This is a genomic window from Pseudomonas sp. WS 5021, from assembly GCF_012985535.1.
Classification (GTDB): Bacteria; Pseudomonadota; Gammaproteobacteria; order Pseudomonadales; family Pseudomonadaceae; genus Aquipseudomonas.
Map to the genome: position 1 here is coordinate 112,027 of NZ_JAAQWP010000011.1, position 15,632 is coordinate 127,658.

Here is a 15,632-nt window from a genome sequence, read left to right on the forward strand (position 1 = left end):
TCACAGATAAGAAAGGAACAGGCTGTCGAGCAGCCGCGACCACCCGGAAACCAGCACGAACAGGAGCAATTTCAGGGGCAGGGAAATGGTCATCGGCGAGACCATCTGCATGCCCAGGGCCAGCAGCAGGTTGGAGACAATCAGGTCGATGACGATGAACGGGATGTAGATCAAGAAGCCGATCTCGAACCCGGCCTGCAATTGCGAGATCACATAGGCCGGGATCAGCAACATGAGATCGTCACGGTGGGCGTTTTGCGCCATTTCCGGGGGCCACATGCGGGCGGTGTTTTCCACCAGGTGGGTCAGGATGTCGGGGTCGGTGTTGCGGGTCATGAACAGGCGCAGCGGCTCGATGGCCACCAGCCCCGTCTCCTGGAGCCGTTGCACACTGCTCAGGTCTACCGGGGCGTCCTTGACGTTCTGGGCGATCGCATAGCCCACCGGCGCCATGATGAACAACGTTGCCGCCAGCGCGATGCCGTTGAGCGCCATGCTCGGGGGCACTTGCTGCACGCCGATGGCGTTACGGGTGATCATCAGCACAATGATGATTTTCAGAAAGGACGTGCACACGATCAACAGCATCGGCATCAAGGCCAATGCCCCGATGAACAGCGCCAGGATAAGGGGTTCAACCCCCTGCAGCGTCATCGCGCGAAAATCACACGGGACAACTGCAAGCCCAGGCGTCCATCCATCTCGACCAACTGGCCCTGGCCAATCGGCCGGTCGCCGTAGTACAGGCCAGCCATGCCGGGGGCGTAGCCGGCGATACTCAATACCGCGCCGGGGGCCAGGTTGCGCAGCTCGCCAAGGGTCAGGTTCAGGGTGCCACAGCGTACATTCAGGGCCATGCTCAACTCGTCGAAAGGCTCATGGCCAAAGACATCCACCACCGGTTCATCAAGATCATTGTCTTCATACTCCGAGTAGTGTTGTGCTGAAAGATCCTCGTCCACGGACGTTTCCTCGATAGATGTAAGTGTCAGGCACACAGGCCCGGATTCATCGTCAATGCACCCGCGCAAGCGATGCTTGCCAGCGCGCACCTGGCCATTGCCCCGCACATCAAAAAAGGCTTGTTCGAGCATCAGCACGTCGCCGGCACGCAGGCTGCGCACCTGCGTCACGGGCAGTAGCAAGCGCCCCAGCGTCACGGCAATCGCCAACTGAAACGAGGGCGGTAATGGCAAGGCTGTCGGCTGCCAGCGCCCGGTCTCACACAGCGCCAGCAAGCTCTCGGGGGCCAGCAACAGATACCCCACCACCCTGGAGGGCCCCAGCGTCACCGTGAGCCGGCAACCGAAGTTCAGTTTTCCAGGGGCCGTGCGCAGCCGCAGGTAACCGAACAGCGCTCGCACTTGAGGGCTCAAGTGATGCTGGAATAACTCCCAGAACCAGGAGTCCGGATCATTGCCGGCCTCTGCCAGCGTCACCGGGCACTCCCCCAGCAGGCTGAACATTGGCCCTGGCTCGCTGAAGGCCAATAGCCCACAGGCACTTTCGAAGTACAGCGCGGCAGCACTCCTGGGCGCACGCCCAGGCTCGAGCAGCAGCTCTCCGTGCTGGCCTGTCACCTGGAACGGCATGCGCAGGCCTCGCCCCAGTCGCAGGCGTGCCGCAACCGTGGCGCTCTTGACCTGCGGCAGCGCTAAAGCAGGCATGATCATGCCGCGCCCACATTGACCAGATGCAAATCGACGGGCTGGCCCAGCACCTCGGCCAGGCGCTCCTGGCAGCCCTGCCGCACGCCGGTCAGCCAGCGCGCGGCAAGTTCCTGCTCTGCCGCCAGCTCGATGCTCCAGCCCCCCTGTTCACGGCGCACGCTGGCGTTGATCCGCCCCAGGCGCGGCAGGTAAAGCACCGCGTGCAGAGGCCATTGCGCGCTCCCGTGAATCCGGGGAGTCAATTGCGCCGTCATCGCCTCGATCATCAAGGCATCGGCTGACACTCCGGCTGCCGATGCCGAGGTGCCGTAACCTGCACCATCCGCATCACCGCCCAGCAGTTGGGCAAACAACAGTCCTTGCTCCCAATGCACCACACCCGACAGCGCAGGCTCCTGTTCCGCGCGTGGCTCACGGGGGCGCGGTCGCTCAGGCTTGCTTGCTGGAACTTGCGTCATAGCTCTTCCTGTACCTCTTCCTCGGTCAATAAAACGGACAACTCCTGGAGCTTCTCAACCTCGCGCAGGCATTGGGTGACCTGCTTTTGCGCAGTGGCGACGTGAACCACCTGTTCCTCGCGCCGGCCCTGTAGTGCCTGCAACTGCCCTTCTTCGCGCTGGGTTCCGGCAGCCAATGAGCGCTCCTGGGTACTCCAGGCCTTGAGTTGCTGCAGTGAGAGCACCTGCCCTTGATGCTGATTCAACAACTGCGCGGACTTCTGGATTTCCTCCAGGCGGGTTTGCTCAAGTGCGTCTTGCGCCTGCTGGATTTGCGCCAGCAAGGCTTGCTGGTGCCGCTTGGCCTCACGTAGCGCCCGCTCGGCACGGTCGGCCCGATGCCTGCGCAGGCGCCGCAACGTGTCGATTTCAGAAAGGGACATGGGTCGTCAGGCTCATCAATTGATCGAGGGTCATCGACATCGATGCCGGTTCGCGCAAGTCCTGGCGCAGGAAGCCATCCACCGCCTGGCGACTGTCCACGGCCAGGTCAGTCAGGGCATCGTTGCCGGGCTGGTACTCCCCCAGCTTGAGCATCAACTCGATCTGCTGGTACGCCGACAACAAGCGGCGCAGTGCCGTCCCGGCCTGGATATGCACGGGCTCGGCGACGTTGCTCAAAATCCGTGACAGGCTGGCCAGCACATCCACCGCCGGATAGTGGCCGCGCTCGGCCAATTTGCGCGACAGGACGATATGGCCATCGAGCAACGAGCGCACCTCATCGGCCACCGGATCGCTCATGGAGTCCTGCTCGATCAGCACGGTATAGATCGCCGTGATCACCCCCTCGCGGGTCAGCCCGGCACGCTCCACCAGGCGCGGCAACAAGCTGTACACCGACGGCGGCAGGCCGCCACGCCCCAGCGGCTCACCGGCAGCCAGGCCGATTTCACGTTGGGCCCGGGCAAAACGGGTCAGGGAGTCGATCAGCAACAGCACCCGCTTGCCCTTGCGTCGATAACCTTCAGCCAATGCAGTGGCGGTGAAGGCGGCCCGGGCACGCTCCACGCTCGAGCGGTCGGACGTCGCACACACCAACACCGCCTTGGCCCGCAGCTGGTCATCGAGTTCGTGATCGAGGAACTCGCGCAGCTCGCGGCCACGCTCGCCAATCAGGCCAAACACAATCACATCACAGTCAACGTTGCGCGCGATCTCCGCGAGCAAGGTGGTCTTGCCACAACCGGCGCCCGCAAACAGGCCGACGCGCTGGCCTTCGCCCAGGGTCAGCAGGCCATCGATCGAACGGACCCCGGTGGACAACGCCCGATGAATCCGCGGCCGCTCGGTGGGCAACGGCGCCTCGCACAACACCAGGCTGGTGTCTTCGGCCTGCGCCTCGACAAATGCACTGGCGCCCTGCCCCGTGATCGGGCGCCCAAAGCCGTCCAGTACCTGGCCCAACAGCTGATCACTGACACGCACCCGATGTGAGACGCCCAACTGCTCGACACTGGCGCCCACCCGCACGCCTTCAAGATTGCCCAAGGCGCTGAGCACCGCATCCTGCTGATCGAAGCCAATGATCTCGGCCAGCATGTAGTCGCCCGTGGCCTTTTCCACCTGGCACAAATCGCCGATACGCGCATGAGGCAAGCGGCATTGCAGCAACATGCCATTGACCCGCTGGATCCGCCCACGCACCGAGACCGGTGCGAAATTGGCCAGTGCCTGTGATCGGTCCTGCTGCCAGGCGGCCAGGCGTGCCTGCAATTCGGCACTCACCAGCGCACCTCATAGCGCTGTACGCCGTCGAACACCACCTTGCTGTTGTCGATCAGCACCAGGCGCAAGCCATCTACTTCATCCCCGACAAACAGGCGGCTGCCTTCATCCAGGACCACATGGCCATTGGGCCCGCCGACGATCTGCAGAATCTTGAACGGGAACACCGAGCTGCGCTCCTTGACCCGGCTGATCACCGGTACAGGCGTCTCGAACTGCTCGCCAAAACGACTGAGCATGCGTGATACCACCCCCACATCCTCCTGGGAAACATCACCGTCGAGCGCCACCTGGCCATTCACCACCTGTAGGCTGACGCGCTGGCTCAACTCCCGCTCGACGAGCATTTTCAGCAGTTGCTGACGGACTTCGTAGGGTGAGTCCAGCGCGCTTTTCTGGTTCTGTACCGGCATCAACGATGCCTGGGCCTCGTGCTCTCCCGTTGTGGCCAGACCCACCGCCATGATGATGGCCGCGACCACCACCGCCAGGCTGATCAACCGCTTTTGCTGCGACCCGGAGATCGACGACAACGTCAGCCCCGCAGCCGCCTCCTTGACCGACCTGGCGGGTGACGGAACAGGCGCGGCAGCCGGAGCTTGCGGCCACGGCTGATCAGCCAGGGTCACACACAGTCGAATATTGCCAATCGAAAACGGCACATCCAGTGCCAGGTCGGCAATCTGTGCCAGGAGCCGACCGTCATTGGCGCGCACCAGTCCCTCCTGGGCCTGTACCGACCAGCACTGCTCGATATAGCGCAGCACCACATGGCGCTCGGCAATCCCCTCGTCATATAGCGAAAGGTCAGCCTCCGGATGGGCACCAATACTCCATTGCCCGCCAAACAGCGGCAACGCCGCCCCCTGGCGCGAACCATCCAGCACTCGTAGCTCAAACATCGCCAGGCCTCATGCCACTTCCTCTCGAAACAGATTCTCCTGGGCCAGATCAAAACGCCCCAGCACCTTGACCTTGGACGATGCACTCAACTCAGCAAACGACAGCACCGGCACATGGTTGAACTCCTCCAGCAACAAGGTGCGCAAGGGGCTGCGCAGATCCTGCGCAACCAGCAGCACGCTTTTGCTCTTGGGGCGCACGGAGAAGGCCTGCTTGAGCAAGCTGACCAGCGCCGCACTGCTTTCGTTATCCAAAGAAAAGAACACCCCGGTCTGGGTCTGGCGCAGGGCGTCGCGCAACACGTTTTCGGTGTGCGGTGACAACAGCCAGGCATGCAGGCCATCGGTTTCGCTGTACTGGTGCAGGATCTGCGACTTGAGGGCAATACGCGCATAGTCGGCCAGGGCATCCGGCTCACGTTCATGCTGGCCGTGCTCGATCAACGCCTCGACAATCAGGCGCACCGCCCGTAACGGTACGCCCTCGCCGGCCAGGCGCTGCAACACCGACGAAAAACGCGACAACGGCATGATCCGCTGTAGCTCCTGCACCAATTCCGGCTGGTTGAACTCCAGCCAACTGAGAATCGCCTTGCTCTCCTGGATGCCGAGGAACTGCGGGCCGCTGAGCAGCATCGCCCGCGTCATGCGCTCCTGGAGCAGGCTGTAGGCCGTCGAGCGCGCCAGATGCTCGTCCGCCAGCAGCGGGTCATCGGGGGCAAACCACATCCAATCCTGTTCGTCGCGCTCCGCCAGGCCCCTGCTGCCACTTGCGGGCTCGCCCGCAAATGCCGCCATTTCCACACCCACCCAATGTCCCAGCGTGGCCTTCAATATCGGCACTTCATGCACGCAGAAACGAAACTCATCGTCGGCCAATGCCGGGGCGAACTCGACTTCAAACGGCGGTAGGGTCAAGCCAATCTGGGTCACCAGGCTATTGCGGCTCTGGCGCACCCCGTGGATCACATCCGATACCAGCGGGCTCTCCTGCAAGGCCAGCGGAAACTGCAACAGGTACGGCCGCGACGGGTCAAAGCCGCGCAGATCCTCCACCCCGTTCTGCTCTGGGGGGACAGTATCGGTGGCCGGTTCCTGCGACTGTTCCTCACGCTGGCGGCGGCGCATCAGGAAATAGCCGAGGCTGCCGGTCATCAACGAAATCAGGATGAACACCACCGTGGGCATCCCCGGCAGCGTGGCGAAGGCGAGCATGCCCACCGAGGCAATCATCCAACTCTTGGGCTCGCTGGTCATTTGCCGGGCAATCTCGGCGCCCATGTTGTTGCTGCCTTTATTGCGCCCGGAAGGCGCTACACGGGTGATGATCATGCCGGCGGTCAGCGAGATCAGCAGGGCCGGAATCTGCGCGATCAGGCCGTCACCGATGGTCAGTACCGAGTACAAAGCCATGGATTCGCCGGCACTCATGCCATGCTGGAACATGCCGGTGGCGAAACCGCCCAGCAAGTTGATCACGACAATGATCAGCCCCGCGATGGCGTCACCCTTGACGAACTTCATGGCCCCGTCCATGGCCCCGAACAACTGGCTTTCGCGTGACAGTTGCTCACGTTTGTCCCGGGCCTGGTTGCCGTCGATCAGGCCGGCGCGCAGGTCGCTGTCGATGGACATTTGCTTGCCGGGCATCGCGTCCAGGCTGAAACGCGCCGCCACTTCCGCAACCCGCTCCGAACCCTTGGTGATCACCAGGAAGTTAACCAGGGTCAGGATCATGAAGATCACCAGGCCCACCGCGAGGTTGCCGCCCACCACAAAGTTGCCGAACGCCTCGACAATGTCGCCGGCGTCCTGCTCCAGCAGGATCAGGCGCGTGGTAGCAATCGACAGCGCCAGGCGAAACATCGTGGTCAGCAGCAGGATCGACGGGAACGATGAAAACGCCAGCGGCCCCGGCAGGTACAGCGCCAGCACGATCAACAGGCAAGAAATACAGATATTGAGGGCGATCAGGATATCCACCAGCCAGGTGGGCAGCGGCACGATAAAGATAAACACAATGGCCATGACCACCACCGCGCCCAGCACCTCGGCGCGTTGTGCAACCTTCAACAGCACGCCGTTGATGGCCCGCAAAGCACTCATGCCTTCAATTCCGGCCACGTGTGGGTATGCCGCGTGCCTCGCTCCTGGGTGGCGTACTCCAGCAGGACCTGCTTGTAGCTGTTCAGTGCCTCCTCGCGCCGTCTTGCATCACACCACCAAGCCAGCGGCAAGGCCTTGAGCTCCGGGAAAAAGGTGCTCAGCGACTGTAATTGGTGAGCCCACTGATCGCCCCCCAGGTCCCGGGCCAGGTGCTTGATTTCGTGGGGCGCAAGACCGCTGGCCGCATACCCCAGCAAGCGCTGCAACAGGCCCACCGCGTCCAGGGGAAGTTCGGGGTACAACAGAAGGAACTTGCCGATCAGATCCTTGCAGCGGGCGAGCACACCACTCAGGCGGCTGCAGTCATTCAAGCCCAGCAACAGGGTGCGCAACTGGCCCCGGTCTACCGAAGAGGTCTGCGCGGCAATATCGTCGGCCAGGGCGCGGCGGATCAGCTTGAGCCCGGACTCAAAGTCCCCGCCCCCGAACAGCCCCAGCAGCGACTGCATAATGGTCGCCAGCGATTGGGTCGTGACCACGCTGGTGTAATACAGGCTGCGCACCGCCTGGCGCAGCTGCGGGTCATCACTGCCGGCCTGCAATGCCAGTGCGGTGTTCAGGCCCGCCTGGATCTGTGGTTTGTAGTGGGCCTCAAGGTCAACCAGCGAACTGCGCGCCAGGCTCGCCTCGGCGGTACGCCCCTCGGCGTCCGCCTGCAGCGCCACGTGCTTGAGCACCACATACGCGCGCGCCGGGTCGTTGCCCGTGATATCCATCAACTTGCCGACCTTGGCGCCGACCAGCAGTTGCACCCTGACGTTACGGGCAACGGTCGCCATTGTCGTCTGCGCCGGGTGCCCCAGTTGATCATAGAGCTGCGTCAACTGCTCGGCCGCTGGGGCCCGCAGGCCCAGTTGGCGCTGGCCCAGCGCCCGGCCATTGAATTCGACCTCCTGGGTAAACAGCACACTCAGATCGTCAGCAACCGGAGCGTTTATCGGAACCGGCAGCCCACCCTCAATCCGTGCCGGGGCCGGTTGATTCAGGGGCGCGGGGGTTTGCACTTCAAGATTGGGATCGACTTTCATGGGAGTGCCAGCACAAGAGATTCGTATCCTTGTGTGGCTGGGACAGCCCATACGGTTCCATCCTCATCCGCTTTGCATCAGCAATGAAAATACCCGCACAAACCCACGGCGGCTTGCGCAAGCTCTTGCATGAAAAACACCTAAAACAAGATATTTCGCTATATATATCAATTAGATACAGACAATTTCCGATTGGCACAAGCGGTGCTAACAGGGTTCTCGTCGAAGCCATTTCGACTGCTTATACCCTGAGGAAAAATCATGGATATCCCTATCAGTGTTTTAGTTAATCTTCCCCGTGCCCCTGGCCAATCCATCCAAGATCTGTCCGACGACCACCACAAACGCCTGCGCCGGTTCATTCATAAACGCGTATTGAACCCGGAGGATGCGGACGACATCCTGCAACTGACGTACCTGGAGGCCTGGCGTAACCGCCATCACTTCAGCGCGCAGGCATCATTAAGCACGTGGATGTGCGGGATCGCGCTGAATCTGATCCGCAATCACTTCCGCCGCCTCTATGCCAAGCCGGTGCATTGCGAGTTCGATGAGTCGCTGTCCCATGGACATAACGAAGAGCAGGACCTGGCGCGCCAATTCGAGATCAACCGCCGGCTGGAAAACACCCTCAGCGCAATCCAGAACCTGCCCCTGGAAATGCGCAACACCTTGTATGCCTCACTGGAAACCGACGGTAGCTACCAGGACACCGCCGATGCCCTGGCGATCCCGATTGGTACCGTCCGTTCCCGCCTGTCCCGGGCACGGGAACAGCTCAAACGTGCGACAAAATCTCATCCATTCCAATAGGAGAGGGAATGCCCATGGATAGGGCCCTCCCCCGGCTTCAAGCCTTTTTCGAACGTGGCAACAGAATCGCCAGCACCCCGAGCAGCGGCAGGAACGAGCACAGCGTGTACACGTACTCGATGCCGTGGATGTCTGCCAGGTAGCCCAGCAACGCCGCACCAATCCCGCCAAACCCGAACATCAGGCCGAAGAACACCCCGGCGATCATTCCCACATTGCCCGGTACCAATTCCTGCGCGTAAACCACAATCGCCGAGAACGCCGAAGCCAGGATAAAGCCGATCACCACACTGAGCACGCTGGTCCAGAACAGGTCGACATGGGGCAACAGCAGGGTAAAAGGCGCCACACCCAGGATCGAGAACCAGATCACCGCCTTGCGGCCGATCTTGTCGCCAATCGGCCCGCCAAAGAACGTGCCCGCCGCCACCGCCCCCAGGAACAGGAACAGATGCAACTGCGAGCTGGCCACCGACAGGTCGAACTTCTCGATCAGGTAAAAGGTGAAGTAACTGGTGAAGCTGGCCATGTAGAAGTACTTGGAAAACACCAACAGCCCCAGCACCACCAACGCACCGAGCACGCGGTTTTTCGACAGGCCGTGGGTAGCGGCCTGGCCCTGCTTGAGCTTGAACAGGTTCAAATGGTTGCGGTACCAGCGGCTGATCGCATACAGCACACCCAGGGCGAATACCGCGAACAAGCCGAACCACGCCACATTGCCCTGGCCATACGGAATGATGATCGCCGCCGCCAGCAACGGGCCAAACGCCGAACCTGCGTTACCGCCAACCTGGAAGGTCGACTGCGCCAGGCCATAGCGCCCACCCGAGGCCAGGCGCGCCACGCGGGACGCCTCCGGGTGAAAGGTCGAGGAACCAATGCCGATCAACGCCGCCGCCAGTAGGATCAGCGGGAAACTGCCGACCTGGGACATCATCAAAATCCCCACCAGCGTACAGATCATCCCGCAGGGCAGCAGGAACGGCTTGGGATGGCGGTCGGTGTAATACCCCACCCACGGCTGGAGCAGCGAGGCCGTGAGCTGGAACGTCAGGGTAATCAGGCCGACCTGGGTAAACGTCAGGCCATAACTTTGCTTGAGCATCGGGTAGATCGACGGCAACACCGCCTGGATCAAGTCATTGATCAAGTGCGCCAGCGCCACGGCGCCGATGATACGCATGACCAACGGGCTGGATTGCGCCGCGGCCGGCGTCGTAGCCACTGAAGGCTGGGAATTGGTAAGAGCCATGAGGAACGTTTCCGTACAGCAGATGGATGCACAGGTGCAGGTGCGACAATGTGCCATTTTTCGGGGCAGGAAGGCTATCCCGTTAGCAGGCTAACGAGTAGGTGAATCGATGCAGCGCTCATGGGTTGTAAAGGGCCAACAAGATGGATCCGTCTAATTTGAGGGACATTTCCTAGAGAATCCTTCGGCCTTGTACCTGGTAAGAACACCCCACATCAAAGGTGGGAGCGGGCTTGCCCGCGATGGCGGTGGGTCAGTCAACTTCTGTATTGGCTGGCCCACCGTCATCGCGAGCAGGCCCGCTCCCACACTTTGATTTTCGCGACCTGAGGAACCGCACAAATCCCCAGCCATTGGTCGCCTCACCCGATGTTTTTGCTTAAACAGTTGATAGCGTAGATAAATTTTCAAAAAAAGCGCTTGACGCATTCCCGTTCTCCGCGAATAATGCGCGCCACTTGGCTACATAGCTCAGTTGGTTAGAGCATAGCATTCATAATGCTGGGGTCCGGGGTTCAAGTCCCTGTGTAGCCACCAAGTACTAAAAACGGCTTACCGAAAGGTAGGCCGTTTTTTTATGCCCGCAGAAATCCTGGAGAGCAAGCCCGCGAGCAGCTATAGCTCACGGGCCATGTCTACACCTTAGAAGTAAGTCGTAGCCCCGGCAAAAAACGCCCGGCCCGGCACATAGAACGTCGTCGAACCATCCCGCGCATCTTCGTCCAGCAGGTTCTGCACGCCGCCATTGAGCGTCAGCCACTTGGTCACGGCCAGGTTCGCCGTCAGGTCGTAGGTGGTGTAGGACTTGACGAAGTCATTGCCCACTCCGCGCTGTTTACCCACATGCTGCGCCGACAGTTCGGTGTTGAGCTTGTCGGTGGCCTGCCAGTTGATTGCACTGAAAGCAGACAACTTGGGCGCGCTGATCAGGTCTTCGCCGGTGGACAGGTTTTTGCTTTCCAGCATGTAGGTGGCGTTGGTGCGCCAGTCCAGGGAGTCGGTCAGCGGCACGCGAACCGAGCCTTCCCAGCCGCGGGTGCGCGCTTTTTCGACGTTTTCCAGCATGGTCCACCAGCGACCCTGGAATTGGCCCAGTGGCGCATATTCGATCTTGTCTTCGAAGTCGGTATGGAAGTACGTCAGGCTGGCTTCCCAACCATCACGGTCGAAGGACACACCCATTTCCTTGTTGACGCTGGTCTCTGGCGACAGGTTCGGGTTACCGGCCATCCAGCAACTGCCGCTCACATAACCCAGGGGTTTCAACGAGCCGCAACCGCGACCGCCGGACTCGGTGGCGGCACCGGCGCTGCCCTCTTTCAGGCTTGGCGCACGGAAGCCCTTGGACACACCACCGCGCACGGTCCAGTCCGGGTGCGGATGGTAGACCAGGTACGCCCGTGGGCTGTTGTGGTTGCCGTAGTCTTGACTGTGGTCGAAACGGTTGCCCAGGGTCAGGGCCAGGTTGTCGAGCAGGTACAATTCATCTTCGATAAACGCGGCCGAGTAGTCCCCCTTGAGCGACGAGCCGGAAACCGCAGCGCCCTGATAGTCCACGGGCACCGTGCCCAGGGTGTCGCTGTTGGTCAGCTCTTCACGCTTCCACTGCCCGCCCACGGTCATGCGCTGGCTGAGGAGCAATTCAAACGGAATGTTCAGGCTGCCTTCGGCGATTTTTTCTTCGGCGCTGGATTTGCCCCAGTCGATATCGTTCTTGAATTTGTTCAGGTACAGGTCGACCTTCGAGGTGCCGAAACTCCAGTCCCCGCTGTGGGAAACGGAGTAGCTGTCACGAATCAAACGGCCAGGACCAAAGCTGCCACCAATGGTTTCGCCCCAGTCACCAAAGGTCTTTTTACTCGACCAGGACCGCTCCACACCATGCACGGCCTCGAACGACAGGCTCTGCTCATCGTTGATCTTCCAGTCGAGCAAGGCGTTGACGCTGTGGTCCTTGGCGCCGCCAGCGCCGTCGCCGTACATGAACTCGCCATCCTTATCCAGACGCGCCGTGACCTCATCGGCGGCCCGCCGGGTCAGGTTGGCGCCCAGGCGCAGGCCCACCGACTCAGTCAATGGCCCGGACAGGTTGAGGCTGGTCTGGGTGGTCTGGCCCCGGTCGGAGTCTTCGGGAATCGTGGTGTTGACGTTGGCCGAACCACTCCAGGTGCTCGATACCTTGCGGGTGATGATGTTGATCACCCCGCCCATGGCATCCGAGCCGTACAGCGAAGACATGGGGCCGCGCACGATCTCGATGCGCTCAATCATGTTCGGGGTGATCCAGTTCAGGTCCTGGCGCGCCAGGTCGCGGCGATAGCTCAAATCCCCGGAACCGCCGAGGCGTTTGCCGTCCACCAGGATCAAGGTGTACTTGTCGTCCAGGCCACGCAGTTTGATTTTCGATTGCTCGCCCACCGGGCCGAAGCCACCGGTAACGCCGGGCACACGCCGCAGCAGAGTGTTGAGGTCATACACCGGCTGGCGCTCGATTTCTTCGCGGGTAATCACGCTGACGCTCGCGGGTGCATCGCGCAGGTCCGTGGCGCCGCCGGTGGCGGTGACGAACGAGGTGTCGAGTTCGGTGACGGCGTGTTTATCGACCTCACCAATCTCTTCTGCTTGCAACGCCGGGGCGGCGATCAGCATGCCGACGGCCAGGAAAAGAGAGCTGAACAGGTAGGGGGGATTATTCATTGCAAACAGTCCTTGTTGAGCCGATATGCACCAAGACGGAGCACTAAAGGTCGCGGAGTGTAATGCAAATCTTTATCATTTAGAAAAGCATTTATGACAATACCGACACAATTCCATACATTTCAAATAGATTTATTTTCTGCTAAATACAGCGAAAATCCGATTAAATCGTCAATCAGAGGATATTTTGCAACGTTAAAGTATTTACTAAAAATTCGAATTAATGCCCTGCTCGCCGCCCCGCAATGGCCTGAATCAGGACCGTTGCGGGGCGGCAATGCCATCAGAAAGCGTATTTGGTGCTCAGCATGAAGTTTCGCGGCTCCCCGTAGGAACCGCTGTAGAAGTTGCCATCCAGGGAGCTGATGTACTTCTTGTCCAGCAGGTTGTTGAGCGTGGCAGTCGCGGACCATTGTGGCGTCAGTTGATAGCGGGCCATCAGGTTGACAGTGGCGTAGTCGCCCTGCTTGACCTTGGCCGGCTGGCTGAAGCGCCAGGAGTCCACCGTCAGGTTGATCGCGCTTTGCCAGTTCACCCCGCCGCCAAGGGTCAGGCGCTCCAGTTCGCCGGGCAGGCGGTAGGTGGTCCAGACCTTGACCAGGTCGGCGGGGATGCTGCTTTTGACGCGTTCGCGCTGCTCATCCTTGACCACACTGTGGCTGTAGCTGGCGGCAAGGTTCCAGTCGGGCAGCAGCTCGCCGCTGACTTCCATATCCACCCCCCGGGTCTTGGTTTTTTTCGCCGCATAGGCGGTCAGGGTGTCACTGCCGGCGACCATGCCGTCGGCCACGGCGTCGTTCTCCAGGTCGACCTCGAACAAGGCAACAGAGGTGTTCAAGCGCCCACCGTAGTAGTCGCTCTTGAGGCCGATTTCGTAGTTGTTGCCCTCACGCGGGTCCAGCAGCCTGCCGCTCCTGTCACGGTAGGGCTGGGGTTTGAAAATGCTCGTGTAGCTGGCGTACAGCGAGTGGTTGGGCGTGAGGTCATAGACCACGCCCGCATATGGCGTGACCTCACCATTGACCCGCACGCTGTCGTCGGTGTTGAAGCGCACCATGTTCGCCACGTTGTAATGCAGCGAGGCGTCATACCGATAGTTGCTGACCCGTGCCCCGAGGATTACCGACAGCTCATCACTGGGTTTTAGGCGCGTGGCCAGGTAAACCCCGTTCTGCCACTGGTCGATGTTGTCGTCTTCGCGGTTGAAGTTGTAGGACGCATGCGGTGCATAGTTGTTCCAGCTGTAGATATTCACCGGCTTGCCGCTGACACCGTTGTTGCTGGTGCCGTCGGCCAGCAGGTTGCCGAAGCCGTTACGACGGTTTTCGTAGTCCTGGAAGTTGAAGCCAAATACCAGCTCATGCTCGCGCCCCATCAGCTGGAACGGGCCGGAAAACATGATATCCAGGCCTTTCTGTTCCTGGGTGTTGTCGCCCTTGGTGGCGGTATAGCTCAGGCCATTGCCGGTCTGGGCATTCACGAAGCCTGTGGTGGTGCCGACGATGATCGAGTCGTAGTCGCGGGTGCCATACATGGCATTGGCGGAGACTTTCAGGGTCCAGTCATAGGCCAGTTTCTGCTCGATGGAGGCGAAGGTGTTGACCGACTCCTGGCGGTTGCTGCTGTCACGGCTGGCCGGGTTGTCGGAGCGCGAGGTGTGCAGGCGCTTGCCATTGCTGTCCAGCAGCGGCAGGCCGGTGGTGGAAAAGCCCTTGGGGTCGTTATCGAGGTATTCCACGCCCGCCGTCAGCAGGGTGGTCTCACTCAAATCGGCTTCGACCACGCCATACACAATGGTCTTTTCCTGCTGCAAATGGTCGGTGAAGCTGTTGCCCTGCTGATACGCCGCTACCGCCCGGCCACGCAGGTTACCGGTTTCGGTCAAGGGCCCGGACACGTCCACTTCGCTGCGGTACAAGTCCCACGAACCCAGCCCGGCACTGACGTAGCCCTTGAACGTATCGGTCGGTTTCTTGCGGATCAGGTTCACCGTGCCGGACGGATCACCGGCGCCCGACATCAGGCCCGAAGCGCCACGCAGCACTTCAATCCGGTCGTAGATGGCCATGTCCGACAAGGCCTGGGGCAATGCCTGACTGAACGCGAAGGATGTGGTCGGCATGCCATCGTACTGATAGTTGTCGATGGCCAACCCACGGGAAAATACATACAAGCGGTCGCTGCCGGGGCTCTGTACGTTGATCCCCGGCGTCTGCTCCAGCACCTGGCCGATGCTGCGCAGGTTCTGGTCATCGATACGCTGGCGAGTGATCACGCTGACGGTCTGCGGGGTCTCGCGCAGCGAAAGGTTGAGCTTGGTCGCGGTCTGGGTCGACGCCACGGTGTAGGACCCCGTACCCTCGCTGGTAGTCCCCAGGCCGGAAATGGTGGTAGCGCCCAATTGCAGGGTGTCGCCCTGCACCGCCGGCACCAGGATGTAAGTGCCATTGCCCTGGCGCTGGGCCTGCAAGCCGCTGCCGGCGAGCAGGCGCGACAGGCCTTCCTCGACACTATAAGTACCGCTCAGGCCCGGCGTGGTCATGCCTTGGGTCTGCTCGCTGCTGAACGACAAAGTGACGTTGGCGGCCGTGGCAAACAGGCTTAACGCCGAGCCCAGGGCGCCCGGCTGGATCTGGTAGACCACCGGCAGGCTTTGCGCCATGGCCTGGGTTGGCGCCAGGTTCAGGGCCGAAAAGGCACCAAGGGCCAATGCCAGGTGCACCGCCTTGGCAAGCGGCCGGGCGGCCCGCAGAGAGAATCGTGACATGGGGGTTTCCTTCCGTTGGCAGAACATAGCAACAGTCGTAATCGCTGCTTTCGGTACATGGCCGAACGAAAATGAAAATCAGCAACCGCCAATGGGAATAATTCGCAAA

12 protein-coding genes and 1 tRNA gene are annotated in these 15,632 nt (G+C 61.0%); 2 read left to right on the plus strand and 11 right to left on the minus strand.

What is annotated here, in order from left to right; translation table 11 throughout:
- The 8 genes from sctR to sctW are packed head-to-tail and all read right to left on the minus strand — an operon-like array spanning nucleotide 1 to nucleotide 7,991.
- Nucleotides 1-654 (minus strand): type III secretion system export apparatus subunit SctR, encoded by a 654-nt coding sequence (sctR, locus tag HBO19_RS26135; protein WP_170058590.1) that lies wholly within the window; start codon nucleotides 652-654, stop codon nucleotides 1-3.
- A complete protein-coding gene (locus HBO19_RS26140) occupies nucleotides 651-1,673 on the minus strand; it encodes a FliM/FliN family flagellar motor switch protein (RefSeq protein ID WP_169954840.1) in 1,023 nt (340 codons plus the stop codon). The genes sctR and HBO19_RS26140 overlap by 4 nt, the downstream gene beginning before the upstream one ends.
- Nucleotides 1,670-2,128 (minus strand): type III secretion system HrpP C-terminal domain-containing protein, encoded by a 459-nt coding sequence (locus HBO19_RS26145; protein ID WP_170058591.1) that lies wholly within the window; start codon nucleotides 2,126-2,128, stop codon nucleotides 1,670-1,672. Before HBO19_RS26145 ends, HBO19_RS26140 begins: the two co-directional genes overlap by 4 nt.
- Entirely contained in the window at nucleotides 2,125-2,550 is a 426-nt protein-coding gene (locus HBO19_RS26150) for a YscO family type III secretion system apparatus protein (RefSeq protein ID WP_170058592.1), read from the minus strand. Before HBO19_RS26150 ends, HBO19_RS26145 begins: the two co-directional genes overlap by 4 nt.
- Entirely contained in the window at nucleotides 2,537-3,895 is a 1,359-nt protein-coding gene (locus HBO19_RS26155; RefSeq protein WP_170058593.1) for a FliI/YscN family ATPase, read from the minus strand. Before HBO19_RS26155 ends, HBO19_RS26150 begins: the two co-directional genes overlap by 14 nt.
- Nucleotides 3,892-4,797, minus strand: coding sequence for an FHA domain-containing protein (locus HBO19_RS26160; protein ID WP_170043046.1), 906 nt, complete (start codon nucleotides 4,795-4,797; stop codon nucleotides 3,892-3,894). Before HBO19_RS26160 ends, HBO19_RS26155 begins: the two co-directional genes overlap by 4 nt.
- A 9-nt stretch (nucleotides 4,798-4,806) precedes the next feature.
- The gene (sctV, locus tag HBO19_RS26165; RefSeq protein WP_170058594.1) at nucleotides 4,807-6,903 is read right to left on the minus strand and encodes a type III secretion system export apparatus subunit SctV; all 2,097 of its coding nucleotides are present in this window, start codon (nucleotides 6,901-6,903) and stop codon (nucleotides 4,807-4,809) included.
- Nucleotides 6,900-7,991, minus strand: coding sequence for a type III secretion system gatekeeper subunit SctW (gene sctW, locus HBO19_RS26170; protein WP_169954834.1), 1,092 nt, complete (start codon nucleotides 7,989-7,991; stop codon nucleotides 6,900-6,902). Before sctW ends, sctV begins: the two co-directional genes overlap by 4 nt.
- A gap of 261 nt (nucleotides 7,992-8,252) precedes the next feature.
- On the opposite strand from sctW, the gene HBO19_RS26175 reads away from it, so the two are divergent.
- Complete coding sequence (locus HBO19_RS26175; protein WP_170058595.1) at nucleotides 8,253-8,804, plus strand: RNA polymerase sigma factor; 552 nt, start codon at nucleotides 8,253-8,255, stop codon at nucleotides 8,802-8,804.
- Between the two features lie 37 nt (nucleotides 8,805-8,841).
- On the opposite strand, the gene HBO19_RS26180 is transcribed toward HBO19_RS26175, so the two are convergent.
- The gene (locus HBO19_RS26180; protein ID WP_169954832.1) at nucleotides 8,842-10,059 is read right to left on the minus strand and encodes an MFS transporter; all 1,218 of its coding nucleotides are present in this window, start codon (nucleotides 10,057-10,059) and stop codon (nucleotides 8,842-8,844) included.
- A 460-nt stretch (nucleotides 10,060-10,519) separates the two neighbouring features.
- Between HBO19_RS26180 and HBO19_RS26185 the strand changes: the two genes are divergently transcribed.
- Nucleotides 10,520-10,596: transfer RNA gene (locus HBO19_RS26185), tRNA-Met, on the plus strand.
- Nucleotides 10,597-10,701: 105 nt separating this feature from the next.
- Here the strand turns inward: HBO19_RS26185 and HBO19_RS26190 are convergent.
- Together HBO19_RS26190 and HBO19_RS26195 are read right to left on the minus strand one after the other, a co-directional pair.
- Nucleotides 10,702-12,756, minus strand: a complete 2,055-nt coding sequence (locus HBO19_RS26190) for a TonB-dependent receptor (protein WP_169954831.1) — start codon at nucleotides 12,754-12,756, stop codon at nucleotides 10,702-10,704.
- A gap of 283 nt (nucleotides 12,757-13,039) precedes the next feature.
- The gene (locus HBO19_RS26195; RefSeq protein ID WP_262386321.1) at nucleotides 13,040-15,523 is read right to left on the minus strand and encodes a TonB-dependent receptor; all 2,484 of its coding nucleotides are present in this window, start codon (nucleotides 15,521-15,523) and stop codon (nucleotides 13,040-13,042) included.
- Between the last annotated feature and the right edge of the window lie 109 nt (nucleotides 15,524-15,632).